At 50.1% G+C, this 22,611-nt stretch carries 21 protein-coding genes; 15 read left to right on the forward strand and 6 right to left on the reverse strand.

Features of this window, described 5'->3' with window-relative positions; all coding sequences use genetic code 11:
- Positions 1-16 precede the first annotated feature (16 nt).
- The gene (locus tag RE317_RS16470) at positions 17-364 is read left to right on the forward strand and encodes a hypothetical protein (RefSeq protein WP_118576608.1); all 348 of its coding nucleotides are present in this window, start codon (positions 17-19) and stop codon (positions 362-364) included.
- Here the strand turns inward: RE317_RS16470 and RE317_RS16475 are convergent.
- The 6 genes from RE317_RS16475 to RE317_RS16500 form a co-directional block, all read right to left on the reverse strand.
- Entirely contained in the window at positions 361-792 is a 432-nt protein-coding gene (locus RE317_RS16475; RefSeq protein ID WP_005779457.1) for a hypothetical protein, read from the reverse strand. The two genes, RE317_RS16470 and RE317_RS16475, sit on opposite strands and share 4 nt — an antisense overlap.
- Before the next feature lie 2 nt (positions 793-794).
- Entirely contained in the window at positions 795-1,271 is a 477-nt protein-coding gene (locus RE317_RS16480; protein ID WP_032602155.1) for a phage virion morphogenesis protein, read from the reverse strand.
- A gap of 162 nt (positions 1,272-1,433) precedes the next feature.
- Positions 1,434-3,680, reverse strand: a complete 2,247-nt coding sequence (locus RE317_RS16485; protein ID WP_241149366.1) for a DUF935 family protein — start codon at positions 3,678-3,680, stop codon at positions 1,434-1,436.
- 291 nt (positions 3,681-3,971) lie between these two features.
- A complete protein-coding gene (locus RE317_RS16490) occupies positions 3,972-4,397 on the reverse strand; it encodes a phage protein Gp36 family protein (protein ID WP_032602137.1) in 426 nt (141 codons plus the stop codon).
- A gap of 2 nt (positions 4,398-4,399) precedes the next feature.
- Complete coding sequence (locus RE317_RS16495; RefSeq protein ID WP_032557940.1) at positions 4,400-5,920, reverse strand: hypothetical protein; 1,521 nt, start codon at positions 5,918-5,920, stop codon at positions 4,400-4,402.
- Positions 5,908-6,360, reverse strand: a complete 453-nt coding sequence (locus RE317_RS16500; RefSeq protein ID WP_005779446.1) for a helix-turn-helix domain-containing protein — start codon at positions 6,358-6,360, stop codon at positions 5,908-5,910. The genes RE317_RS16495 and RE317_RS16500 overlap by 13 nt, the downstream gene beginning before the upstream one ends.
- Before the next feature lie 172 nt (positions 6,361-6,532).
- Here RE317_RS16500 and RE317_RS16505 point away from each other — a divergent pair, with 172 nt between their 5' ends.
- The 14 genes from RE317_RS16505 to RE317_RS16570 all read left to right on the forward strand — a co-directional run bounded on the left by RE317_RS16505 (position 6,533) and on the right by RE317_RS16570 (position 22,478).
- Positions 6,533-7,519, forward strand: a complete 987-nt coding sequence (locus RE317_RS16505) for a hypothetical protein (protein ID WP_032602136.1) — start codon at positions 6,533-6,535, stop codon at positions 7,517-7,519.
- Between the two features lie 27 nt (positions 7,520-7,546).
- Positions 7,547-8,458 carry a hypothetical protein gene (locus RE317_RS16510; RefSeq protein ID WP_080689912.1) on the forward strand — a complete coding sequence of 304 codons (912 nt, stop codon included), beginning with the start codon at positions 7,547-7,549 and terminating at the stop codon, positions 8,456-8,458.
- A 4-nt stretch (positions 8,459-8,462) separates the two neighbouring features.
- Complete coding sequence (locus RE317_RS16515; protein ID WP_032602135.1) at positions 8,463-8,927, forward strand: N-acetylmuramoyl-L-alanine amidase; 465 nt, start codon at positions 8,463-8,465, stop codon at positions 8,925-8,927.
- 12 nt (positions 8,928-8,939) lie between these two features.
- Positions 8,940-9,509 (forward strand): hypothetical protein, encoded by a 570-nt coding sequence (locus RE317_RS16520; RefSeq protein WP_129643929.1) that lies wholly within the window; start codon positions 8,940-8,942, stop codon positions 9,507-9,509.
- Positions 9,481-9,876, forward strand: coding sequence for a hypothetical protein (locus tag RE317_RS16525; RefSeq protein ID WP_118576600.1), 396 nt, complete (start codon positions 9,481-9,483; stop codon positions 9,874-9,876). The genes RE317_RS16520 and RE317_RS16525 overlap by 29 nt, the downstream gene beginning before the upstream one ends.
- A 6-nt stretch (positions 9,877-9,882) precedes the next feature.
- Positions 9,883-10,620, forward strand: a complete 738-nt coding sequence (locus tag RE317_RS16530) for a BACON domain-containing protein (protein WP_005940338.1) — start codon at positions 9,883-9,885, stop codon at positions 10,618-10,620.
- A 3-nt stretch (positions 10,621-10,623) separates the two neighbouring features.
- Positions 10,624-11,103, forward strand: coding sequence for a hypothetical protein (locus RE317_RS16535; RefSeq protein WP_005940336.1), 480 nt, complete (start codon positions 10,624-10,626; stop codon positions 11,101-11,103).
- A gap of 38 nt (positions 11,104-11,141) precedes the next feature.
- On the forward strand, positions 11,142-11,342 hold the full coding sequence (locus RE317_RS16540; RefSeq protein ID WP_005779428.1) for a hypothetical protein: 201 nt from the start codon (positions 11,142-11,144) through the stop codon (positions 11,340-11,342).
- Positions 11,339-15,064 carry a hypothetical protein gene (locus RE317_RS16545; protein ID WP_303266261.1) on the forward strand — a complete coding sequence of 1,242 codons (3,726 nt, stop codon included), beginning with the start codon at positions 11,339-11,341 and terminating at the stop codon, positions 15,062-15,064. The genes RE317_RS16540 and RE317_RS16545 overlap by 4 nt, the downstream gene beginning before the upstream one ends.
- Positions 15,061-15,522 carry a hypothetical protein gene (locus RE317_RS16550; RefSeq protein ID WP_005779424.1) on the forward strand — a complete coding sequence of 154 codons (462 nt, stop codon included), beginning with the start codon at positions 15,061-15,063 and terminating at the stop codon, positions 15,520-15,522. Before RE317_RS16545 ends, RE317_RS16550 begins: the two co-directional genes overlap by 4 nt.
- 30 nt (positions 15,523-15,552) lie before the next feature.
- Positions 15,553-19,785, forward strand: a complete 4,233-nt coding sequence (locus RE317_RS16555; protein WP_151853698.1) for a hypothetical protein — start codon at positions 15,553-15,555, stop codon at positions 19,783-19,785.
- A 19-nt stretch (positions 19,786-19,804) separates the two neighbouring features.
- Positions 19,805-20,125 (forward strand): hypothetical protein, encoded by a 321-nt coding sequence (locus RE317_RS16560; protein ID WP_118404436.1) that lies wholly within the window; start codon positions 19,805-19,807, stop codon positions 20,123-20,125.
- 78 nt (positions 20,126-20,203) lie between these two features.
- Positions 20,204-21,028 (forward strand): hypothetical protein, encoded by an 825-nt coding sequence (locus tag RE317_RS16565; protein WP_259342113.1) that lies wholly within the window; start codon positions 20,204-20,206, stop codon positions 21,026-21,028.
- A 13-nt stretch (positions 21,029-21,041) separates the two neighbouring features.
- Positions 21,042-22,478, forward strand: a complete 1,437-nt coding sequence (locus RE317_RS16570; RefSeq protein ID WP_308821661.1) for a hypothetical protein — start codon at positions 21,042-21,044, stop codon at positions 22,476-22,478.
- Positions 22,479-22,611: the final 133 nt, after the last annotated feature.

Consider the following 22,611-nt stretch of genomic DNA (forward strand, 5'->3'; position numbering starts at 1 on the left):
AACTAATCAAATGAATATGCAGGAGCAGCTCGTGATACCTTTTTTTTGCCCGGAAATAGAGAAATCTGGTAACCGCCGCAGAACACGCACGGTTGCCTCTTCCGATGCTGCCATCACTTCCCGCCGTGACCGCCTCGAAAAGCGAAACCGTATCATGACCGCCCGTTATTACTATTGGACTGAGATCAAACGCCGCCGCTTCGATGACGTGCTGAGAATCCTTTCCGATAACGAGTTCTTTGTCGAGGAGCGAACCATCAGCAACACGCTGGTAGAGCAGGATGATTTTTACAATGAACTTCTGCGTTCCAAAATATCCACCCGCAAGCTCAAAGCGATGTTTCCCGGTTTTGATTGGAACTAATCCATAAACTCGGTTTCATAGATTACGTTATACACTTTCAGGCCGTCCGCTCTTTTTTCCGGCGCACCCCGGAGGCGGCGCATCGGATTGAAAAGGTTCCCTCCGTTCCACCATTGCAAAGCCTCGTGTATCTTATCCAACGTGTCCATGCAGGAGAGAGCGTGTTCCCTGACAAGTTTAGGGGCTGCCGCATTTGTGCTCCCTCCGGCTTGAAAGGCCACCCTGAGCTGTATTTGCGCCTTTATCTTTTGTCGGCCACCCATGTGGGTTTCGCAGGACGGATAAGATATATCTATCAGGCAGCACGGGAAAGCCACAGCAGGCCGCTCTCCCGTGTTTAGTTGTCCCTCCTCGGCATCTATCCATCGGAGCCCGGGTACTTCTGTTTTCAGCCGGTCACAAACGGCAATAAAAATTTCTTTGTTCATAGCTATTCATTGTAAAGTGAGTCAATATATCCCTCTATCCGTGCGTGTATCTGCTCGTTCAATTCTTCCGAATCTCCCATGAATTCACGTTTCGGGATGTTAGTTTTCCGGGTGTGCGCCTTGACCGGTACATCTTTCCGTTTTGTTTTCCGGGTGTGTGCCGGTACGGGTACTATACCTTTGAATCCCTCGTTGTGTACCTGAGCGTAATCTACCTTTTCATTCCCTGCAGAGATAACCACCCGCTGGGGAGTTATCACCGCCGGTCTGATACTGTTCACCAGCGCACCGGAGTCGATCAGCAGGGAACCGGTTGTTTTCGGTGCTTTTGCCGGAGTCCACGGGTTCCCGTCAAATGCTTTCTTTCTGAAAGCTGATTTATAGTATTCCGTGGCCGTTTCCGCCACGATTTCTGCCGCATCGGAGATTATCTCCTCCGGGAGCGATTGCAGATAATTATTTAATTCTTTGATATTCATATTGAAATAATTTTGTATATTTGCTTCCGTAAGCATATCGCTCCGGGGATGAATCGAATATGCCAACACCTGACGGATGACGGGGGCATCAAAAAGCCCGGGTTTTATACGGCGGAGCGGGATGTTAATCCGTATATAAAAGGAGGTTCTCAGAGCCTCCTTTTACTTTTTGATAAGCAGCCCACGGCGATATCTCCATCGTGGGTCTATCTTTCTGCTCCTGCGGCCTTTCACCTTGATGTTGGCGTTCTGTTCTATCTCGAACCATGTCGTGACCTGATAGAGCGTTCCGTTCTTAACCTCGCAAACCACGTTAATCACCTTATCCTCGTAAAACTTGATAAAGTTCAGGTTGTCGAACTTCTTCTGATAGTCGTTTATCCATACCTCGTCCGGGTTTTTAAGCACGTCCGGGATACACTCCACGAGCGGGACACGAGCCTCCTCGTATTTCTTTGTGGTGTGACGTTTGAACACCTCCTCCGTGAGTTGCACCTTCCGGCCTTTGTAGTCATCCATCACCTGATGCGAATCCCTCCACTGGTTCGGATCCCCGGCAAACACCGGTGCTTTTTCGGTCGCTGCCGCCGCTTTCTTTCCAAAGGACTCCAGCCCGTAATCATTATAATGCAGGTCACCCAGCAAGGAGGCGGCCTTATCGGGAAACTTGCGGATATAATGCTGGTTCTTGGAAAACACCTCAGCCGTTTCTCCCCGGTTTGAATCCCAGCCCTGAGCCTCGTTCATTTTCCATTCACTCGTACCGAGGTATTCATCGACAATGGCACGCATGGCGTTGATGTCTATACCCTCTACCTCGTGTTTCATGAGCGGAACCACCCGGCAACGGCATTTCCAGCCATTGGGCGGGAATATCTTTTTCCACCGTGGATCATTGGCCGGTAATATCACCCCGTCCAGCTTCCGGTGTTCCTCCCTTACCTTTTCATCCCCGGCAGTGACATATTTCCAATAAGGGAACATTTTCGTTTTTCCCATGAGCCGGTGGTAATTGCTGGCGGACTCCGCCGTTAGTACCGCCGTTTCGTATTCCGTCTTTTGCCACGTTTTATTGAACGTGCCACATATCTGCTCCGCTTTTTTGGAGAACTCCTGAAAATTACCGCTCTCCCTGAACGCCTTGTTCAGCTCCTGAATTTCCGCCAGCGTCTTACCGGCGGAGAAATGAAACAGGTTCATCTCCAAAGCGGTGATGAAAGCGTCATCCTGCAGGCCGTATGCGAATCTTACATCCGCATGGTTCATTGAACGTTTGAACGCACTTTGAACACCGTTCAAAAAGTCGGTAGCAATAAAGGAGAACAACTCCGCATCGAACTTCCCGGTTTCGCCGTTTGCAATCCTTGCGGCCAGCTTTTCCGACATCGGAGCGTTATCATTCAGCCTGATGGGGGCTTTTCCAATGGATGCCCCGACCTGCGGGGCTTGCACGAAAAAATCCCATAAGCGCATAAAGAAATTACGGTCTGCATTACTGATTGTGTCCTCCTCCGAATCCTCTCCTATATCGAACTGAGCGGCCTGAGAGGAGGCACGTTTTGCGACCGGCTCCCCGTCTTTAGGCACGGGAATCGAATATTTTTCATGCAGGTAGCTCTGCGGGATATCCATGATGTCGGAGAGCTGCACCACCTCGGCAACGGAGAGCTGCTCCGCCGCTTTTGGGAAAATGAACTTTCCGCCAGCAACGGGATACCCTCTCGCCTCCAGCATGGGGAGTACCTTTTGGTTGAGGACACGCTGCACGTACCGGAGGTCAGATTTATTCTTTCCCTCCTCTACCTCCTTGTGAACCTCACCCAATGAACGTGCGCCTTTCTCTCCCTGTACGGTGGTCATGGTTTGTCCGAGGATAGTGATCAGCATCTCCTCGTTGTTGGCCTGCCGGAATTCGTTGTACGAGGATCCTGAACCCGTTCCGCCCTCTTTGGTTTCCACATCCGCCTCTTTTGGGATGACCACATACGGTGCGGATCCGGCTTTATCGAAAGCCTCCTCCAGCAGCTTGCGGCTCTCCGGATCATACGTGTTGTATTTACCGATGCGCTGGGGCATCCCGAAAAGTTCGATCCATTGTGACCAATCCCCAAAGCCTCCACGTTTGTAGATGGCATAGGGAGCCGCCTTGAGTAACAAACCGAAATCCCGGTCTTTGCCGAGAATGAGCAGCTGTGAATCTCCCTCGTATGGTATGCCTATTTCGTCCGTGTCCTGCCGGAGGATTGTGCGGTTTTTCAGGTTGATATGCTTTGCCGGAATCGGTTCCACGTTGAAACCGTCATTAAAGGTCATTTCAATGCCTGAACGCCCGTATATTTTCTTTTTCAGGATTTCAGTCAGCAGATCCTCCCATGCGGTGGTGTCCATCAGGTCTGCGATCTCCTCCACTTCCTCCCCAGCCGCATTTTGGAAAGTAAGCTCCGAGTTCGTGACCGCATCGATACGCTTTTGAACGGCATCGCTCAAAACGCCGTCAATCATGATATCATCAAGCAGGTCATAAAGCTGCTTTGTTCGTCCATTGTCTGCAGAGGAGAGAGCCGTCCGCCAATTCCCCACGTCATACACTTTCCGCTGGGGAGCCTTGACTACGATCTGATGGATGACCAGCTGCTCCTTTGATTTTGCCCCGGTATTTGTCGTGGCCGTCTTTTTTTTCTTGTTCGCCATAGTCATATATTAAAAATGTTGATTACGCTTGGGATTGCTCCCGTAGATATATTCACCTGCAGTATCCGGTTTCCCGTCACCGTCCTCGTCTATAATGGGGAGGTTAGGCTTAATGTCTGATTTCTGTACTTGCCTGAGCCATGCCACGGCACGCTCGTACCTATCCTGCCGGAGCTGCAGGTCAGTACCGGCATTGCATAGGTTCACGAAATGCCACACGGCTATGTCCTTTACAAAAATGAGCAGGAGGGCGTTTCTTTGGCTCCCTGTGGCCTCGAAAATCTTTTTGCGGTCATACGCACCAAGATATCCGTATGCTTCCTGTACGGCAGCGTCTATGGCTGCCGTGAGGATTGTTTCATCCTCCCTGCTGATAGCCTCTATATTCTCTTTATAGAGGTGCGTTTCCAATTCTTTGGGTGTGATAAATGCCATGATTAAAATCTCTTTTTATTGGTTACACGTGCGCCCACGGTGTAGGATCCAGCCGAGAGCGTGCTTATCTTTTGGTTGATGATCCACACGCCACCCTCGATGCAGTCCACGCCGTCAGCGGGTGATTTCATAGCTCGGTTGATGAGCAGGAACTGCTCCTCCAGCCTTTTCATGTGCGGATTATCCTTTTCGTCAATGTTGAGGATGAGTTGTCCTCGCCGGTTGATCGGCTCAAGGTTTCCCTCGATACGGTCAAACTTTTCCGGTTTCTTCCGGGTATCCGGTATGATCCCGATAAATCCGAGTTGTTTTCCTTTCTCGCTAAATAGCGGAACGAACACCTGTTCGTAGAAAGGATCCTGCAGTTTGTTATTTTCGATGTAATTATATACCTGCGTTTTTTGTCCCACGTAATCCCGGAGATAATAATACCAGTTCACGTACTCCTCGTTTACCACGTGGTCAAGATAACCGGTATAAACATAGAATCGACCGTCATAATACCCGATAAGGAAACAGGCTTTGAAAGAGGTGGCCTTGTTCTTTGAGTTGGACGGAGCCGGATCCCCGTAAACAACGGCAAACTGCAGCTTTGAGAGCGGCGGGCATTTGCCCCATACCATTTCTTTGAACGTGTCACCCTCGGAGAGCGGGTTGTTCATGTATTCTTGCTGGAACGCCTTTGTGCTGATTTTGGACTGGATACGGTTAATGCGTTCCTCCGTGTTCTTTTCCGGCCAGCTGGATTTGCCATCCTTGTCCCGGATGTTCACGATATCCCAATGGTCAGCTTTATCACCGGCACGTTTCACGCAGCAGTCAAGAGCGATCAGGTTTCCGCAGAATATCACCAGCAAATCCTCGCTGATGGATCGGGTTGGAAACAGAGCCTCCTCGAACCATTCCCATTTCTTTTTCAGGATGTCCGGGTTCCTGCAGTCCGCATCCGTATCGAAGTCATCCACGAGAGCCGTGTCCGGACGAACAGCGTCCTTTCTTGTTCCACGAGGTGACTCCAGCGCACCGATAGCCCGGAATGTTGCCCCGGTAGTGAGAGTGAATTCATCTGCCGTCCAGCTCCCGAACTCCCTCAAGTCGCCGTAATACGCCTTTAACATGGAATTGCTCTCAAAGGCTTTTTTGTACGGTTCTAATAGTCGGACTGCGTTCTCGTGACTGTTTGATATAAGCAGCACGTTCCTTTTCTTCCCGGTCAGCACGAGGTACATCATACACATGAACACGATGGTGGATTTTGCCAGCTCACGTGACCACGAGAGAACCTCGTACCATTCCATATTCGTGGTGATGCGTTTGATTGCCTTTTTGTGGAACTTGGTAAAGGGGTACTTTGCGAACTCCGAGAAAAAGAACAGGATCCATTCGATGACGTTCGCCTCCAGCTTTTCCAGCTTCTTTTTTCGTTCCACCGGCGAGAGGTTGTCGGCGGCTTTGTCCCTTTTGAGTGAACGGTGGTATTCAGTCCACTCCTTGTATGCCTGAATATCATCTATTTTACCCATTTCATTTTCTCCTTTATGTACGCATCGAAATAATCACTCAACTCCTTTGCCCTTTCGAGATCCTGCTGTCGGAGCCAATCGAGCAGCCCACGGGACACGTTGTATATATCCCTGATGGAGGCGTCCTGTTCCAATGCCTCAAGGTCAGCCGTCAGTTTGCGCCGTATATCGGCCTCCGCCGCTGAGGGATACCGTTTCCCCTCCTCTTTGCCTGCGATGGAGCGGTCGAGTTCATCCAGCTGCGTGAGCGTGGAGCTGATCCGTTCCTCCCGTGTCTGCAGGAGGTTGAGCTTTAAACCCTCCCATTCCTTAACCCATTTGTTCACCGTGACACGGGAAACACCTACCCGGTCGGCAATTTCCTGCTGGGTGATGTTCTCTTTGAGATACATCAATTTCGCCCATTCTTTCCGTTGATTTGCTTTCAGTTCTTCCGCCATAATTGTATCATTTTATAGCCCAAAGGTAAAGCCTTGCGGTGAGTGAAAATAATTGGTTTGTAATGGTTTACGTTTAAACTGAAATGGCTGCGGTTTAAGTTGAAACGGTTACAGGCCGATTTGTACAGCCCGTTTTTTACCCTGAATTTTGTCACAAAATCAAACGAGCGAAATGGGCAAATTAACCTTTGTATTACATGATGAGTCGGTGAACACCTACGGTTTTAGGATGCTCACCAGCGGAGCCAATTTGGAGGAGTTTAAAAAGAATCCCGTGATGCTTCTGAATCACGATGATTACTCCCTGCCGATTGGCCGGTGGGAAAATATACGTGTTGAGGGAGGTAAGATTTTAGCCAATGCCGTGTTCGATGAGGGAGATGCCCGTGCCGCAGAGGTAAAGCGTAAAGTTGAGAATGACTTTATCCGTATGGCCTCTATCGGTGCGTGGCCTCCGGAGGAGAAAAGCGATGCCTATGACCTGATGCTCCCCGGACAAACACTCCCTACCGTTACGAGATGGACGGTTCGGGAGGGCAGTGTCGTTACAATCGGAGCCAATCACAATGCGCTGGTATTCTATGACAGAGAGAGCAAACAGATTATCGACCTGAATGATAAGGGTAATCTTATCCGGTTGATAGATCACAGTAATAACCCCAAAAAACAATTAAAAATGAGCGTACTTACAGGAGTATTGAAGCTGCAGGACTCTGCAAGCGAGGCGGAAATCGTAACCGCCATTCAGGGAATCATTGCCAATGCCGACCGCTTGGAAAAAGAAAACAAGACGCTGGCCGCCGCAGTGGATAAAATGAACGAGGCCAAAAAGGAATCCCAGAAGCGGGAGGCGATTTCCCTGATCGATGCGGCCATTAAAGACGGACGCTATGATGCGAAAGGCCGTGAGAACCTGCTGAACCTTTTCGATAAGGATTTCGAGGGAACAAAGGCTATGCTGGCAGCTATCCCGTGTCGTGCAAACGTGGCCGGTCAAATCAACACGGATAAAGGATCCGGTGTGACACTCGGTGATTGGAAAGACAAATCATGGGATGAGCTGGATAAAGCCGGTAAGCTCGTTGAGCTGAAAGATGCTGCTCCGGACTTGTATAAGTCCAAGTTTAAAGAGCGTTTCGGTATCGAACCGAATCTGTAATTATTAACCATTAAAGCAAGAATAGAAATGGCAATTCAGAAAGAAATTTGGATGGCGGCTATCGTGGAGGGTTTATTTGCCTCCAATAGCTTCCTGAGCAAGGCGTTCAACGCCGATGAGTACGTGAACAACGGCAAGATTGTTCACATCCCGAATGCCGGTGCTGCGTCCGGAACCAAGAAGAACCGAACCAACCTCCCGGCTACGGTAACCAAAAGAACGGATATCGATGTGACGTTCCCGCTGGATGAATACACCACGGATCCGGTACTTATCCCTAATGCTGATACGGTGGAACTCAGCTATGATAAACGGGAGTCCGTCCTGCGTCAGGATAAACTCAAGCTGCAGGATGACGTGGCACTCGATTTCGTTTTCAACTGGAGTCCTGCCGCTGCCGGGTGCGTTGAAACTACCGGTGCGGAGGTTGACGCTTACACGGATAAGGCTACCGGCAAACGTAAGGGTATCTGTAAGGCGGACGTGCTGGCCTTGATGACCAAGTTCAATAACGATGATATTCCACAGGAGGGGCGTTATTTGTTGCTGGATGCACAGATGTACTCCCAGCTGTTGAACAGCCTGACGGAGAACGAGAACACGGCGTTCCTCGCTTCTGCTGATGCGCAGAACGGTATCCTCGGTAAGCTGTTCAGCTTTAATATCATGATGCGCAGCAGGGTTGCCCTTTATACTGCGGCCAAAGCTCCTAAAGCATGGAGTATTGCCGGTGCAGCTACCGATCTCGCCGCCGGACTTGCATGGCACGAGCAAAGTGTCTGCCGTGCGCTGGGTGAGGTGAAAGCGTTCGAGAACGAGGGTGACGCAACCTATTACGGTGATATTTATTCATTCCTTGTACGTGCCGGTGGTCGTATCATGCGGGAGGATAAAAAAGGTGTAATCGCTTTAGTACAGGGAACCCCTGTGGCAGGATAAGGTTATGGCAGAATTGAAATATTTGGTAATCCACTGTACCGCCACGCCTCAAGGCCGTAAGGTAACGAGTAACGATATCAGAGCATGGCACACGAACCCGGTAAGCAAGGGTGGCCGTGGCTGGAAACAGGTAGGATATACCGATATGTTTCACCTTGACGGAACGGTGGAGCGATTGGCCCGGAACAACGAGGACGCACGGGTGGATACGTGGGAGGTTACCAATGGAGCAAAAGGGTACAATACCATTTCCCGGCACATTGTGTACGTTGGCGGCGTGGCCGCTGACGGCAAGACTCCCAAAGATACCCGTACTCCCGGCCAACTAAAAGCGTTGGAGGATTACGTGAAAGACTTCCACCGCCGTTTCCCACGGGTGAGAATCATCGGTCATAACGAGATTGCGGCCAAAGCGTGTCCGTCATTTGACGTTCAGGCATGGCTCAGGAACATAGGCATTAATCAATAACAAAGCAAAGAGATGGACGGTCTGATGGACTTTTTAACGTTCGCCCTGCCGGGTGGTTTTATCGGTAGCATCTTCACGTGGTTTGTTGGCCGTAGAAAGCAGAACAATGATATGTTATCCCAGCTTCAGGCGTCCATCAATATGCTCAGTGATGAGAACCGGAAGATATTGGATGAGAATATCAAGCTCCGCAGGGAGAATGCCGACCTGAAAGCGAATCAGGAGGAGATGATCCAAAAACTCTCCCGCCTGACCAAAGAGGTGGAGAGATTAAGAAAAGTAATCAATAAACAAACAGGAAATGATGAGAAACCTAATCCGAGGGGCAACCCTCGTGCTAATCATAGCCGTGTTCATCCTGACGGGGTGTGCCACGGCGAAATTAACCAAGAACCTGCAGTCACACACACTGACGGAACAGACGAAAAGCGGAACCACCACCGGAGCAACCGGAGAGCAGTCAGACGTGACGGCTCAGAGGACGGGGGAACTACTGCAGGGACAGACGATAACCGCCCTGACACGGGAGGGGATCCCGGAGTCGGAGGCGAAAGTGGATGTTCCGATACAGAACCTCCTTAACTTGCCGGACGGTGCTGGCTACACGGCCAAAGACGGTCAGGCATCGGTAAGCGTACAAAGGCATGGCGATAATATAACGGTTATTGGTAAATGTGACTCTATCGCACGGCAATGTCTTTTTTACGAGCGTGAGGTGTTCCGACAGCGCAGCGAGGTGGATAGTTTAAAGCGGGTTATTTCCCGGATGGAACAGACGAGCAGCCGGAGTGATGAAATCTACAAGGCGGAGAGCGATGCCGCCCAAAGCATTAAGGAAAAACCTCCCGCTACATGGTATAAATGGCTTTTAGTCGGATTTGTGGGCGGTTTGTTGCTTACCTCTCCACTAAAGAAACTAAAAAACAGAATATTAACCTTTATAAAATAGAGAACGATGTCAAAAGTATATGTGAATGACGGATACATGATGCTCCTTGATGCCATTTATTTCAATGGTAAAAAGATCGGCAATGTTTCTGATGACGGTATTGATTGGGGCGGTGATGCCGCTGAATATATCAAGCTCTTTGCCGCACAGGTTCGTAATGCTCCGGTCAAGAAAATAAAGAAAAAGGATGCCACCAACCTGTTAAAGTTTACCCTGATCGAACTTGTTCCTCAGAACTGTAAGGATGTGATGGGCGGAACGGTGGACGGTACAAAATGGGAGGCTCCCTCGGAATCCGTTTCATTGGAGGGTACATTGAAAATCCTCTGCGGAACCGGTCAGACTATCGAGGTGAAACGCATGACGCTGGACGGTGTGGTACGTGGCAAGATTGGCGGTGATGATCCGCTGGGTATCGAATGTGAAATGGAAATGTTGAACCCGCTGGATGGAGGTTCTCCTTTCAGCTTTGATGACACGGTTCCATTTATTTCCATAACGCCCACCTCTTTGTCATTCGCCAAAGGTGGAGAAAGCAAGACGGTGGATATTGAAGCCTCCGGAGCGTTTTCCGTTGGAAAGGTTCCCGCCGGTTTCAGCCTTGAGATTGTAAACGGCAGGATTACCATCACGGCGGATGCCAATACCGGGGCTGCGAGAAACGGATCGGTAGAGTTTATCCTTGCGGCTGATAATACCAAAAAGGCCACCCTCACGTTGAGTCAGGCGGCTGGTAATGCGTAACCCATGAAAAAGAACGTGGAAATAGAGGCAGCGGAGGCTTTGCTTGATGTAGGGGTTTCCCTGCCTTTTTTGCAGTTTAAGATGCCATTCAGAAAGAAACCGGTATCGATCAGGGTAACCATGAAACGTCCCTGCTTGGGGAGTCAGATCCGGATCGCAAGGCTATACCTGCAGTTGGGTATCACATACGAGGAGATGGAGCAGTTCAACAAGCATGAGGAGATGGCGTTCCTTGCCATTCATGGCAAACGTGTTTCCAAGATGGTATCCCTGACCATCTGCCGTGGGGCGGTTTCCGGTCTATTGTTTTCCGGTATTGTCGCATGGCTCTTGAGATGGTTTGTTCCTGACAAGTACCTGCAGGGTGCTAACCAGCGTTTTGTCACTTTGCTTGGTACAAAGTCTTTTATGCGTATTATCGAATCGGTTCAGATATCCAATCCACTGAAACCGAGAGAGAGCCAAAAAAGAAAGGGGAGTTAAGAACGAAATATGTCGGATCCCATAGCCCCTTTGGTATAGTGTGGCAGATAGCTGCGGCCACCGGCTGGAGTGTAAAATACATTCTTTGGGGTGTCAATTACCAAACCCTCCGGATGATGCTTGCCGATGCGCCACATTACGAGAAAGAGAATGATAACAACCGAACCGGAAGCAAAGGCGGTAAAGGGAAACCTAAAAGCCTTTCCGGATTTTTCCAATCACGATTGAAAGAACAATGAAACCCGTTGAGATAGAATTCATAATGAGAGACAAGCTCTCTCCCGGCATTGACAAGGCGGGCAAGTCCGCCGAAACGCTGGGAGATAAGGCCGAGCAGGTGTCTAAAAGCATCACAGACCGTATTGCCGCCCAAAAAGAGCAGATCAAGTATGTTGAATCCTGTCTCAAGGATTTAAAGAAGCAATACGACAACCTTGCACCCGGAAAGGCGCAGCTGGAGATGCGTGCGGAGATAGATGCCTGTACCAAAGCCCTGCAGGAGGACAAGAACATTCTCTCCTCCCTTGAGGCGGAGCATGACAAGGCATCCGTTTCCACCAAACGGCTTTCCATGCAGCTCCGGGAGATGCAGGATGCGATGGCTCGCCTGCGTTTGGAGGGCAAACAGAACACCAAAGAGTATGCGGAGATGGCCGATAAAGCCGCTGTATTAGCCGATACCATCGGTGATCTGCGTACCCAAACGAATATTCTCGCCAATGATGATGCTGCCTTGCAGGGAGTGATGAGCGGTGTGAACGGCTTGTCCGGTCTATTCACGACCGCCACCGGTGTCATGGGGATTTTTGCCTCGGAAAACGAGGATCTGATAAAGATACAAACCCGTGTGCAGAGCGTCATGGCCGTCACTATGGGGCTGCAGCAAGTCATGAATACCCTGAACAAGGATTCCGCTTTTCGGCTGGTTACCGTTGTCAAGATGAAAAAGCTGCTGACGGCGGCCAATACAAAGCTGGCCGTTTCGTTGGGTATCTCCAATGCGGCGGCCACCGCTTTGATGGCCACTCTGACATTAGGGCTTTCCGCCGTAATAACGGGGCTTATCGTTCTTTGGGATAAATACAGCGATGCGCAGGAGAAAGCGGCGGAAAAGGCGAAAGAACGGGTAAAAATAGAGAGTGACGGGCGTGCCCAAATGATTAAAACCCGTTTCGAGATAGAAAATACGACAAAGAGCCTGAAAGACTTTACCGGCAGTAAGGAACAGGAAAAGGCTAAAGTCGAGGAGTTGAACCGGAAATACGGCGAGAGCTTCGGGTATTACAATACCGTTGCCGAGTGGTACGATGTGCTGATCCAAAAGAGTGATGACTATATCCAAATGCTTTTCCTGCAAGCGAAAGCCCAAAGCCTTGTGAACAAGGCGGTGGAAGCGGACGAAAAGGTGAACGAGGTAAAGGCTACTCCCGAATCCGATGTCGAGGGTTCGATGGGCTGGTTCTCTAAAATGGGACTTTATATGGCTCAAAGCGAGTCTTACGGTCAGATTGACGCTCAGACGTTGATCGAGAAACATAATAAGGAGGCCAAGGATGCAGCCGTAAAAGCCGCCGAGGAACAGCGGGACGCTTATCTGGAGGAGGCAAGGAAACTGCAGGAGGAATATGCCGAGCTGGGAAAGAAATCCGGTATCGGCGGGTTCGTGGCTCCTGAGAACAACAAGGATAAAGCGAAACCGGCCAACAACCTCGCCGAGCTGGAACTGAAAGCCCGGCAAAAGATAGAGGATCAGCGTATCGCCATCCTGAAAGAGGGATATGACAAGGAGCGTGAGGAGGCATCGTTGAACTTTGAGCGGGAGAAAGAGCGTATCAACCGTGAGGAGCAACAGCGCATTGAACTTTATAACAAGCTGAAAGCCGCCGGGGAAAAAGTTACTCCTGAGCAGCTTGCCAATATCTCGGCACAGGCCGCAACCCAGCGTATACAGGTTGCACAGATATATGATGCCACCGTTGCAGAGATTGACGGTAAGGAGAAAAAGGATAACGAGGAGAAAAAGAAGAAACAGCAGGAAACCCTGCAGGAACTTCTGACTAAATATCGTGACTATGAGGCACAGCGTGCGGCTATAAAGAAACAAGGTGATGATGATATCGCTAAATTGGAGGCGGAGCGGACTGAGGCAAACTCGGCGGAGATTGACCGGGCGATAGCCGTCGCAAGAGAAAAGGTAAAACAAGGCATCCAATCAGTGAATGATGCGGAGGCTGACAGTATCTCAAAGGACAATGATTTCTTTAAAAAGCTCTTTGGGGATTATTCTTCCATGTCTTTCGACTCACTGCAGAAACTTATCTCACAGGCGAAGCAGTTGCGTGCATATTTATCCGGCAAGGGAGATGCGAAAGGTATCACGTTCATCTCTCCGGATCAACTGAAAAACATAGAGAAAAGTCCGGCAGAACTTGAAAAGCTGAAAAAAGCCCTTGATAAATTGCTCGATACCGGCAAGGGAGGCAATAATAAGTGGGAGAACATCTTCAAGACATTTGAGAAAGGCTTTGCCGAACTCAAAGGTGCGAAAGGAGCCAAAGAGGTGTCCGGCGCAATCGGTACGATCAGCGGGGCAGCGTCCGAGGCGGCTGGTGAACTTGCCAATATGTTTGACCAGATGGGTGACAACGAGGTTGCCGATGCCCTGAACGGTATGCAGCAGGTGATGGGGGCGGTTTCCAATATCGGACAAGGTTTCGCCAAGGGTGGCTTGATCGGTGGCATCGGTGCGGCTATCGGTGAGGCCGCAAATTTCCTGACCTCGGCCTTTGCTGCGGAAGCCCGCCACAAGGAGGCTCTAAAAGAGATTGAAAAGGCAAAGCTCGATTTCCAGCGGCAATACAACCTCTTACTGCTGGAGCAGAACCTTTTGCTCGAAAAGGCGGAGAACATATTCGGGGAGCGTCAGGTAGCAAAGGCCGCTAATGCGATAGAGGTCTATCGTGATGCCCTCTCGCAATTCAAGGAAGAACTGGCCGGTGACGCTCCCACCATGAACTGGATAGAGCGCATGACGGGTGATTTTGCCGGAACCTACCGCAAACGGCTGGAGAACTATCAGAAAGGTTTTGGCGGGTTGAACGATGCGCAGATCGTTACGGGACATAAAAAAACGGGATTGTTCGGCTGGGGAAAAGGAAAGGATGTTTATAGCGGGATCCTTGATGTTTACCCTGAACTGATAAAGGCCAACGGCGAGCTGGATACGGAGATGCTCCAAGTCATTCTCGATACCCGTAAGATGAGCGATGAAACCCGGAACTATATTGAGAACCTGATCGACCTGAAAGATGCGATGGACGAGGCGGAACAGGCTTTGGAGGATTATCTGCAGGAAACGTTCGGGAGCCTCGGTCAGGGAATGCTCGACTCCATCACTTCCGCCATCAAGGGAAGCGGCACGGCATTGGAGAATTTTGCGGATCAGGCCGCTTCCGTGCTGGAGAACCTCGGAGAGCAGATCGCATATTCCCTGTTCTTTGCCGATAAGTTCGATGACCTGCAGAAAAAGTTAAAGGCGGTATATGGAAGCGGTAAAAGTGAGGAACAGATTGCGGGTGATGCCATGCACCTGATTGATAGCTTTTATGACAATATCGGGAATAACGTTGATGCGGCTCAATCGTGGATGGAAGCGTGGAAAGACAAGGCCGCCGCTATGGGGTATGATCTTTGGAAAAACGATGAGGAAAAGACTACCACCCAAAGCGGGCGTGCCGGTGCTTTCCAAACCCTCACACAGGATCAGGGTACAAAGCTGGAGGGATTGATGACCTCCCTGCAGATGCACGATGCCTCCATCGATGAGAACGTGGAGAATATATCAGAGGGCATAGGCGGAGCATTGGAAACGATCGATAAGATAAAGACGAACACCGATGCCTTGCCAAAGATATACGATGAGATAAGGGATATCAAACAAAACGGTTTAAAGATGAAATGACAATGGATATTTTAAAAGGCTTGTTACTGATAAACGGGGTTGATGTCTTTGTGGATTATGGGGCATTCCTCGCAGAGGAGAAAGCGGGTGATACCAAGAATTACTCCGCCCTGCTGAAACCGCCATCGGCAAAGCCGCACACGGCTGTGTCATTCCGGGAAAAAGACGGGGAGAAACTGCCTGATGCGCTTTTACCCGCATGGGAGGCTCGTGATGTCACCCTGCAATTTGCGATCATAGCGGCAGACCGGGCGCAATTCCTGTCCCGTTATTCGTCATTCCTGAAATTTCTCAAGGCCGGTAATAAGGGATGGTTGACCATCAACCCTCCGGAGCTTGGCAGGAGTTACCGGATGTACTACAAGGATTGCACGGATTACACCCAGCTGACCGATTTCGGGGGTGAGGTCATCGCAAAATTCAGCGTGAAATTTCGGGAACCGGTTCCCTCGTTATAGTATTCAAACATTATTCAAACAGCGTTCAAAATGGAGCTTAAAATATACAACCAGCAAGGGGTGTTCAAGACTGCGGTATCGCCGTCAGACTCCGACCGCCACGTAAAGGAAGTGATGAATGACAATATCCTGAATTTGTCGTTTACCCTTTACGAGTACGTGGAACTGGGCGTGAATGATTACGTGGATTTTGAGGGTGAACGCTTCACGCTGCTGGAGGATTACAAGCCGGAGCAGAAATCCACCGTTGAGTATGCCTACAGCTGCAAGTTCTACGGTATAGAGAGTGAGCTTAAAAAGGCCAAAGTCCTCAAGATGGTGGACGGTGACGATGAGCTTTCCTTTTCCTATGATGCCACGGCTGCCGAACACCTGCAGCTGATATGTGACAATATAAACCGTATCAAGGGGACGAAAAATTGGGTTATCGGCGAGGTGGTGTCCTCCGCTAATGTAAACATAGAGTATGATAAGATATTTTGTTTCGATGCCCTTTCGGAAATAGCCAAGAATTTCAATACCGAATGGTGGATCGAGGGAACCACTATCAATCTGAGCCGTTGTGAACACGGCACTCCCGTATCTTTGGGGTACGGAAAGGGGCTGCTCAGGCTTTCCCGTGTGGAGAATGATACGGTTCCTTTCTTTACCCGGTTGTATCCTCTTGGCAGTACCCGTAATATCGTGGCCTCTGATTACGGTCACCGCCGCCTGCAGCTTCCGGGTGGTGTCCGTTACGTGGAAAGGAATATCCATCTTGGAATCGTGGAGCAGGCGGAGGAGGAGGCCTTTGCGTACATATTCCCGAAACGAATCGGTACTGTTACCGGTGTCAGGACGGAAGAGGCCACAGGTGAGGACGGCAATGCGTTCACTATATATTATTTTACTGATGAGGGGTTGAATTTCGATCCGAACACGTATGAGATCGAGGGGCTTGTTAAACAGGTGTCGTTTCAAGGCGGGGAGTTGAACGGGCGTGATTTTGAGGTGAATTTCAACTCCGAGACAAAGGAGTTCGAGATTATCACGCAATTCCCGTATGAGAACCAGCAGCTACCGGGCGGCCTGCTGATCCCGAAGCCGGGTGACGAGTATATCCTTTGGAACATACGGATGCCTAAAGAGTATTATCCGCTGGCGGAAAAAGAATTCGAGGAGGCCGTTCAGAAGCATATCGAGTCGATAAGCATTGATACGTCAGTCTATAAGGCTCCAACCGATTACATCTATTTGGATGAGAACCATATCGATTTGAAATTGGGGCGGCGTGTCCTTTTGGAGAATGAGATTTATTTCCCCACCGGCACTCACGAGAGCCGTGTGACCAAGATCTCCCGCCGGGTGAATAATACCACAGATATGGATATTGAATGCACGTATGCGGTTGATTACGGGCGTATCAATCAGATCGAGAGTAATATCGTGGATATTCAGGCAGCCTATAAGGAACAGCTGAATAAGGACGTGCTGACCGTATTGAAAAGCTGGGACAGTATTGATCCCACCGAGTATAACGTCCTTTCCGCCGTCCGGACAATACGCACGATCGCAAATTCCTTGAGCAAGCTGGAAAAAGAAACGGCAGACAAATACCTCAGAAAGGACATACCCGACACGGCGAAAGAGCTTGAAACCTTTTTGAAGGGGATAAAGGTTATCGGCGAGGCTCTTGTCCAAAGCCTTATGGTAGAGAAAGACTCCACTTTCAAAGGTCTGCTTTCCTCCGAGGTCTTTACTTCGGGTTTCCCCGGCGGAACCGGATGGGCATTGTTTTGGAAAGAGGTGCTTAATGCCGCAGGAGTAAAGGAAAAGAAAGCCGTCATGGAGCTGGACGAGATGACCGTCCGTGGGGTTATGCGAGTGTATGAATTTGTCATCTCACAACTGATGGGTGAGAACGGAACCCGTCTGACAACTGACATGATGCGTGTCGATCACATCGATGCGGGCACAAAGACAATCTATCTCGATACGGAGAAAGGAGTCCTTTACAACCCTTTCCGTCCGGGTGATATCCTGATGGTTCAGCGTTTTTCCGTGGATGGTATCATCAAGCAGTACGAACTGCAGGTGGTCACTGCCAAAGTCGGTGATACCTCCAAAGGAGAGGAACGGCTCGATAGCATCACCTATAAGAATTTTGTAGGCGATGAGGGTAGTGTTGTTTTTCGTGACGTGCTTACCCGTGTGGACTCCGCCACCAATTCAGACCGCAAAGGGGTTATCAAACAAACCAGCGTTGAGGAGGGCAGTCCGTATCTTGATGTCCTGTACGGGATGAAAACGGATCCTGACAACGCCGTGCGTCTCCGGCTTGGACGTCTGGCCGGTATTATTACCTATTGGTGGGGGCAGCTGCAGGGATATGGTCTGTATTCCAACAACGCCTATCTGCTGGGTGATTTCCGTCTGCGTACCGGTGAGGATGTCCGGACGAAATTCGAGATAATGGAGGGTATGCTGCAAAGTGCCATGCAGAGCGTTGTGGGCACGATGACCGAGGAGGATAACTTTTTGAAAAACGCCAGCTTTCAGGATGACATGGCTTATTGGGAGCGTGAGAGTGATATGGCTTTATTTGATATCGGAGGGCAGCTGCTTGATTTAGGCGTGAATTTCTATTCCGAGAAAAACAAGGTGGCCGATATTGACTCTTTCGATGGCCGTTTCATGCTCCGGATCAAACGGAGTCACATTCGCCAGCTGAATGCGGATATCACCAAGCCGGAAGATGGCAGCGTCATATTTCTAACCTTGAAATATCATTGCGCCGAGGAGGGGATCCTGACTGCCGGTTTCAGTGGATCCGCTCCCTATGTGGAGCAGGTTATTCCGGCTGGTGAGGGCTTTGATATACTGGAGATATCAGGAGTATGGAACGGAACCGGTGATTTTCTCCTGAAATTTACCGGTGACTTGTATATCGAGCAGCTAACCCTGACCAATCATCCGTTAGAGGATTATAAAAAAGAGGTCAGTACCAAGTTCGAGCAGACCGCCGAGCATATTCTTGCCGTGGCCGAGGAGGTGAATAAGATAGACCATACCATCAAGACCGCCGGTTGGATCACCACGGCAGACGGTAACAAGCTGTGGGCTACCATAACCGAGGTGGACAGTCTTGGCAATCGTGTCACCACGCACGAGAGCAGCTTTCACGTGACGGCGCAGCAGATCAATGCTATCGTGAGCCGTATCGATAAGGCGGAGGATGATTTGGGAATCATAGACCATACCATCAAGACCGCCGGTTGGATCACCACGGCAGACGGCAACAAGCTATGGGCTACCATTGACCGGGTGGATGTCCTTGGCAATCGTGTCACCACGCACGAGAGCAGCTTTCACGTGACGGCACAACAAATCAATGCCATTGTTAGCCGGGTGGATACGATAGACGGAACCATCAGCAAGGCTGGGTGGATTACTACTGCAGACGGCAATAAGTTATGGGCGAGCAAGACGCTTGAGGATGGTGGTGCCATTGTTTCCTATATCAACCAAGCGGCGGACTCCGTGACAATAAACGCCAAGCATATCAAGCTGGAGGGGCTTGTAACTGCGAATGGCAACGTACAATTCACCACGGATGGAAAGATAATCGCCAAGAACGGCGAGTTCAGCGGAACGGTTGTCGGTGTGTCGGGTTCCTTCAAATCCTTAAACTGCGTGAATAATGACGGGGATATTGTCGGAGGCATCTCCTTTGGCAGTGATGGAAAGATGTGGTTTAACGGTGACCTGTATCATCAGGGCTATGACTATGACAAAAAGCGTTCTTTCCGTTTCTATACCTCTGATGTTTGGTGTCGTGGTAATTTCGGGGCAAGGCAACGCAATACGCTGGTGGTATATGGCAGCTATGGTTACTATTACGTGAATGGTTTGGAGACGGAAACCGGTAAGGTATATGTCTCTTTGTCTTCTGCCACGTCATCCAATAACGAGACCTATTATACTATCCCGTTGTATGGCTCCTCCGGAGATGCTGCTGGTTTTCCGGTTGATTTGGTGATTATAAAAGCTTCAGGAACGTACCGGTATTTGTTGAGCGGGATGAAAAGTCAACGGGTAACGGTGATGAATGCCAATAACCAAAATAGTGAGGTGTATATCTATTCGAACGGTAATAAGGTAAAATGGCCGGGCGGTACTATCGCCGATTGTAGGAATATAGAGGATTTTATGAGTCCTGTGCCAGCGTCTAATTTATTGGGTAGAGGCTGGATAGTAGGTTCAATGAATGATAATGATTGGTAACGATAAAAAGGAGGTATTTATGAAAGTGAATTTGAATGTTCCCTTTATGAATTATAAGGGGTTGGTGATCACGAAAAAAGTAGAGGGTACGGATGTGGAACAGGAGCAGTTGATGAAAGATGTCATTGCTCCGATCCTATTCAGTGGGGAGTGGAGAGATGAGAGGGTGAATGCTTTGAGCGGTGACGAGAAAATCCGTGCTTACAGCTTGAGCCTTAAAATCTATCAATCCACCGGAAATATTGAAATCTCGGCGGAGGAGGCTCTAATGATAAAAGAGGCCGCATTGGTTTTGAATCCCGGCGGTTACGCACAAATTGTCAAATTGATAGACGGATAAGTTATGGTACTGACAGAAGCACAATTGCAGGAAATCGCCAAACGTGTGCGTGCGATCATCCGAGCCGAATCCAAAGGCGTGGGTGATCTACCGGTGGCCACCTCGTTGGACGGGCTTCTCTCGCTTCCGGCCTTGCGCTTTAACGGTGGCGTGCCGGAAGTAGTAGAGGCTCCTATCTCCAAATTGCAGGACGTGGCATTGGATGCGGTCAGCGGGGCAACGAAAGCCGCCAATGAAGCCGCAGCAAAAGCCAACACGTCTGCAGGTAATGCGGATAAGGCAACCACAGCGGCCAATAATGCTGCCAAAAGTGCCAATGATGCCGCCGGTACTGCCGGAGCAGCTACCGAAGCGGCAAAGAAAGCCACGGAATCGGCCAACGGAGCTGCCTCCAATGCCACAAATGCCGCCACGAAAGCGTCCTCCGCAGCTGATACGGCGAATAAGGAGGCCAGCTCTGTAAATGCGGCCAAATCGGAAGCCCTTGCCGCTGCCGCCCGTGCGAGTAGTACGGCCACCACAGCAGAGGCCGAGATCGAGAAGATGAAGCAGCTGCAGGAGTCCATATCGGGTGCGGCTTCGTTGGCTCCCACGAGAATGGAACTGACCTACACGAAACGCATCACCCAGCGTAATCCTTACGTTCAGCGTATCGTTGCCAAGATGTTCCCCTCGTACTCCCTGCAGAATGTTTTGTTCTTGGGTGATGACGTGGCCGTGAGCGTGGATCCCGCCGGTGTTGTAACCCCGTTGAAAATCGGAACGAGCCGGATTCACGTGATCCCGACACAGGCCACCCACTTGTACAAGACCATAAACGTGACGGTTCAGGCTCCGTCCGTCCGCCTTACCGGAGGCGGTAAAATCCGGATTGACAGTAAAGGCAGAATACGTTTAACTTAAAAACTTGATAAATATGACAAGCGATCAGGAAACCCGTGTGTTAGCGATGCTTTCGGCTTTTGAAGCCGGAAAGAAGATTAGCGAACTCGATACTGCCTCCGGCAGCGTGAGCGATATGCGCATCGAGGTGCTGGACACGGACGGAGAGTCCAAAGTTATGAATTTGTCCGAGGCGGTTACCACCGCCGCAAACGCCGTTTGTGGACGTTATTGGAATGAATCGAATTCCACGTACCGGGCTGCCGGTTATCACGGCAGCCTCGATATGCTCCGCAAGCTGCCAGAGCTGTTGGGACTTGGTTGTTACCTCGTTCAGGATGACCGTACCCGGCGCAAGCTGGATCCCACGAACCACTACCGTTTCGAGGACGGTACACCGGCGAAGCTGGACGGCACGATGGGACAGTATATGTGGTGTTGGAATATTGGTTTTTATTTTGCCGAGTGGAAAGTGGGTAATTTGAAATATTATGCCGTTTCCCTTTCTCCCATCAAAGGCAAACAGTGCGTGTATATTCCCGCCGGTGGCCTTTCCGCCCTCGGTGGTGGCGTGATGGACAGGACGAACAATATCCTTTGTTCGGTTGTGAGTGATGCCGCCCAATATCGTGGTGGAAACAATGATGCAAGCCGGGACGGGACTTACCGCACGCAGTTGGGGATGGTTGCAACCAATATGCAGTACCGTAATTTTTCAACTTATGCCCGCAAGCGTGGCGAGGGTTGGGATGCCAACTGGTACGTGGCTCAGGCGGTGGTTGAAATTCTTTTCATGATCATATTCGGAACCCGCAACATGCAGGAGGCCGTGATTGCTGAAAAGGACAGCAACGGTTTGTATCAGGGTGGCCTCGGATCCGGAACCACCAATATGCCGAATTGGGATCAGTGGGGTTATTACCCGGTTGTTCCGACCTCTGCCGGTATCGAGCTGGGTGACGGTTGCGGTGAAACCACGTTTAACGTGCTAAAGGAGGACGGCTCGTTGCATTATGCAGCAAAGGTTCCGGTGTTCTTCGGCCTGAAACATCCTTTCGGTCATATTTGGAAGATTGTCCGGGGGCTTATCGATAACGTGGGTGATGAGAAATCTGAGGTCTATGTTGCCCCGTCCCTTTATGCCGGTTATGATGACAATTCGATTTCCGGCCTTATCAAGGTTTGCGAGGTTCCGAGAACCAGCGGTTATATCAAACAGAAAAGTTACTACTTGCTTTGCGCCATGCCGACCGAAATCGGAGCGACCGCCTCGACTTATTTCTGTGACTATTTTTGGGAGAATTCAGCATCATCCAAAGGGCTTCGTGTGCGCCTCTCCGGTGCTCACGCTAACGATGGCACGGGTGCGGGGGCGTTTGCTGCGAATACGAACAATGCGGCCTCGTATTCGGATGCGGATGTGTCCGCTCCCCTCTGCTTTTTCGATGCGGATCCGGTGATGTCGGCTTAAAACGAAAACGGAAAACGGAAAGAGGAAAAGAACGTTCTTTGAAATTTTGTATTGAGAGTTTTGGAAAAGCTGTTCGGCGGGTTTCAGAACTCGCCGTAAGGCGAGTCGATTTTTGTGATTTTTTTGCCGGTTT

This window comes from Phocaeicola sp. GP0067, assembly GCF_031119655.1.
In the GTDB taxonomy this organism is placed as follows: Bacteria; Bacteroidota; Bacteroidia; order Bacteroidales; family Bacteroidaceae; genus Phocaeicola; species Phocaeicola vulgatus.

Bases quoted from the DNA above. Each gene is read 5' to 3' on its own strand.
- RE317_RS16515 (WP_032602135.1), top strand. From the start codon at position 8,463: ATGGCAGAATTGAAATATTTGGTAATCCACTGTACCGCCACGCCTCAA.
- RE317_RS16480 (WP_032602155.1), bottom strand. From the start codon at position 1,271: ATGAATATCAAAGAATTAAATAATTATCTGCAATCGCTCCCGGAGGAG.
- RE317_RS16475 (WP_005779457.1), bottom strand. From the start codon at position 792: ATGAACAAAGAAATTTTTATTGCCGTTTGTGACCGGCTGAAAACAGAA.
- RE317_RS16495 (WP_032557940.1), bottom strand. From the start codon at position 5,920: ATGGGTAAAATAGATGATATTCAGGCATACAAGGAGTGGACTGAATAC.
- RE317_RS16500 (WP_005779446.1), bottom strand. From the start codon at position 6,360: ATGGCGGAAGAACTGAAAGCAAATCAACGGAAAGAATGGGCGAAATTG.
- RE317_RS16550 (WP_005779424.1), top strand. From the start codon at position 15,061: ATGACAATGGATATTTTAAAAGGCTTGTTACTGATAAACGGGGTTGAT.
- RE317_RS16510 (WP_080689912.1), top strand. From the start codon at position 7,547: ATGGCAATTCAGAAAGAAATTTGGATGGCGGCTATCGTGGAGGGTTTA.
- RE317_RS16545 (WP_303266261.1), top strand. From the start codon at position 11,339: ATGAAACCCGTTGAGATAGAATTCATAATGAGAGACAAGCTCTCTCCC.
- RE317_RS16535 (WP_005940336.1), top strand. From the start codon at position 10,624: ATGAAAAAGAACGTGGAAATAGAGGCAGCGGAGGCTTTGCTTGATGTA.
- RE317_RS16505 (WP_032602136.1), top strand. From the start codon at position 6,533: ATGGGCAAATTAACCTTTGTATTACATGATGAGTCGGTGAACACCTAC.
- RE317_RS16490 (WP_032602137.1), bottom strand. From the start codon at position 4,397: ATGGCATTTATCACACCCAAAGAATTGGAAACGCACCTCTATAAAGAG.
- RE317_RS16530 (WP_005940338.1), top strand. From the start codon at position 9,883: ATGTCAAAAGTATATGTGAATGACGGATACATGATGCTCCTTGATGCC.
- RE317_RS16560 (WP_118404436.1), top strand. From the start codon at position 19,805: ATGAAAGTGAATTTGAATGTTCCCTTTATGAATTATAAGGGGTTGGTG.
- RE317_RS16520 (WP_129643929.1), top strand. From the start codon at position 8,940: ATGGACGGTCTGATGGACTTTTTAACGTTCGCCCTGCCGGGTGGTTTT.
- RE317_RS16555 (WP_151853698.1), top strand. From the start codon at position 15,553: ATGGAGCTTAAAATATACAACCAGCAAGGGGTGTTCAAGACTGCGGTA.
- RE317_RS16570 (WP_308821661.1), top strand. From the start codon at position 21,042: ATGACAAGCGATCAGGAAACCCGTGTGTTAGCGATGCTTTCGGCTTTT.
- RE317_RS16470 (WP_118576608.1), top strand. From the start codon at position 17: ATGCAGGAGCAGCTCGTGATACCTTTTTTTTGCCCGGAAATAGAGAAA.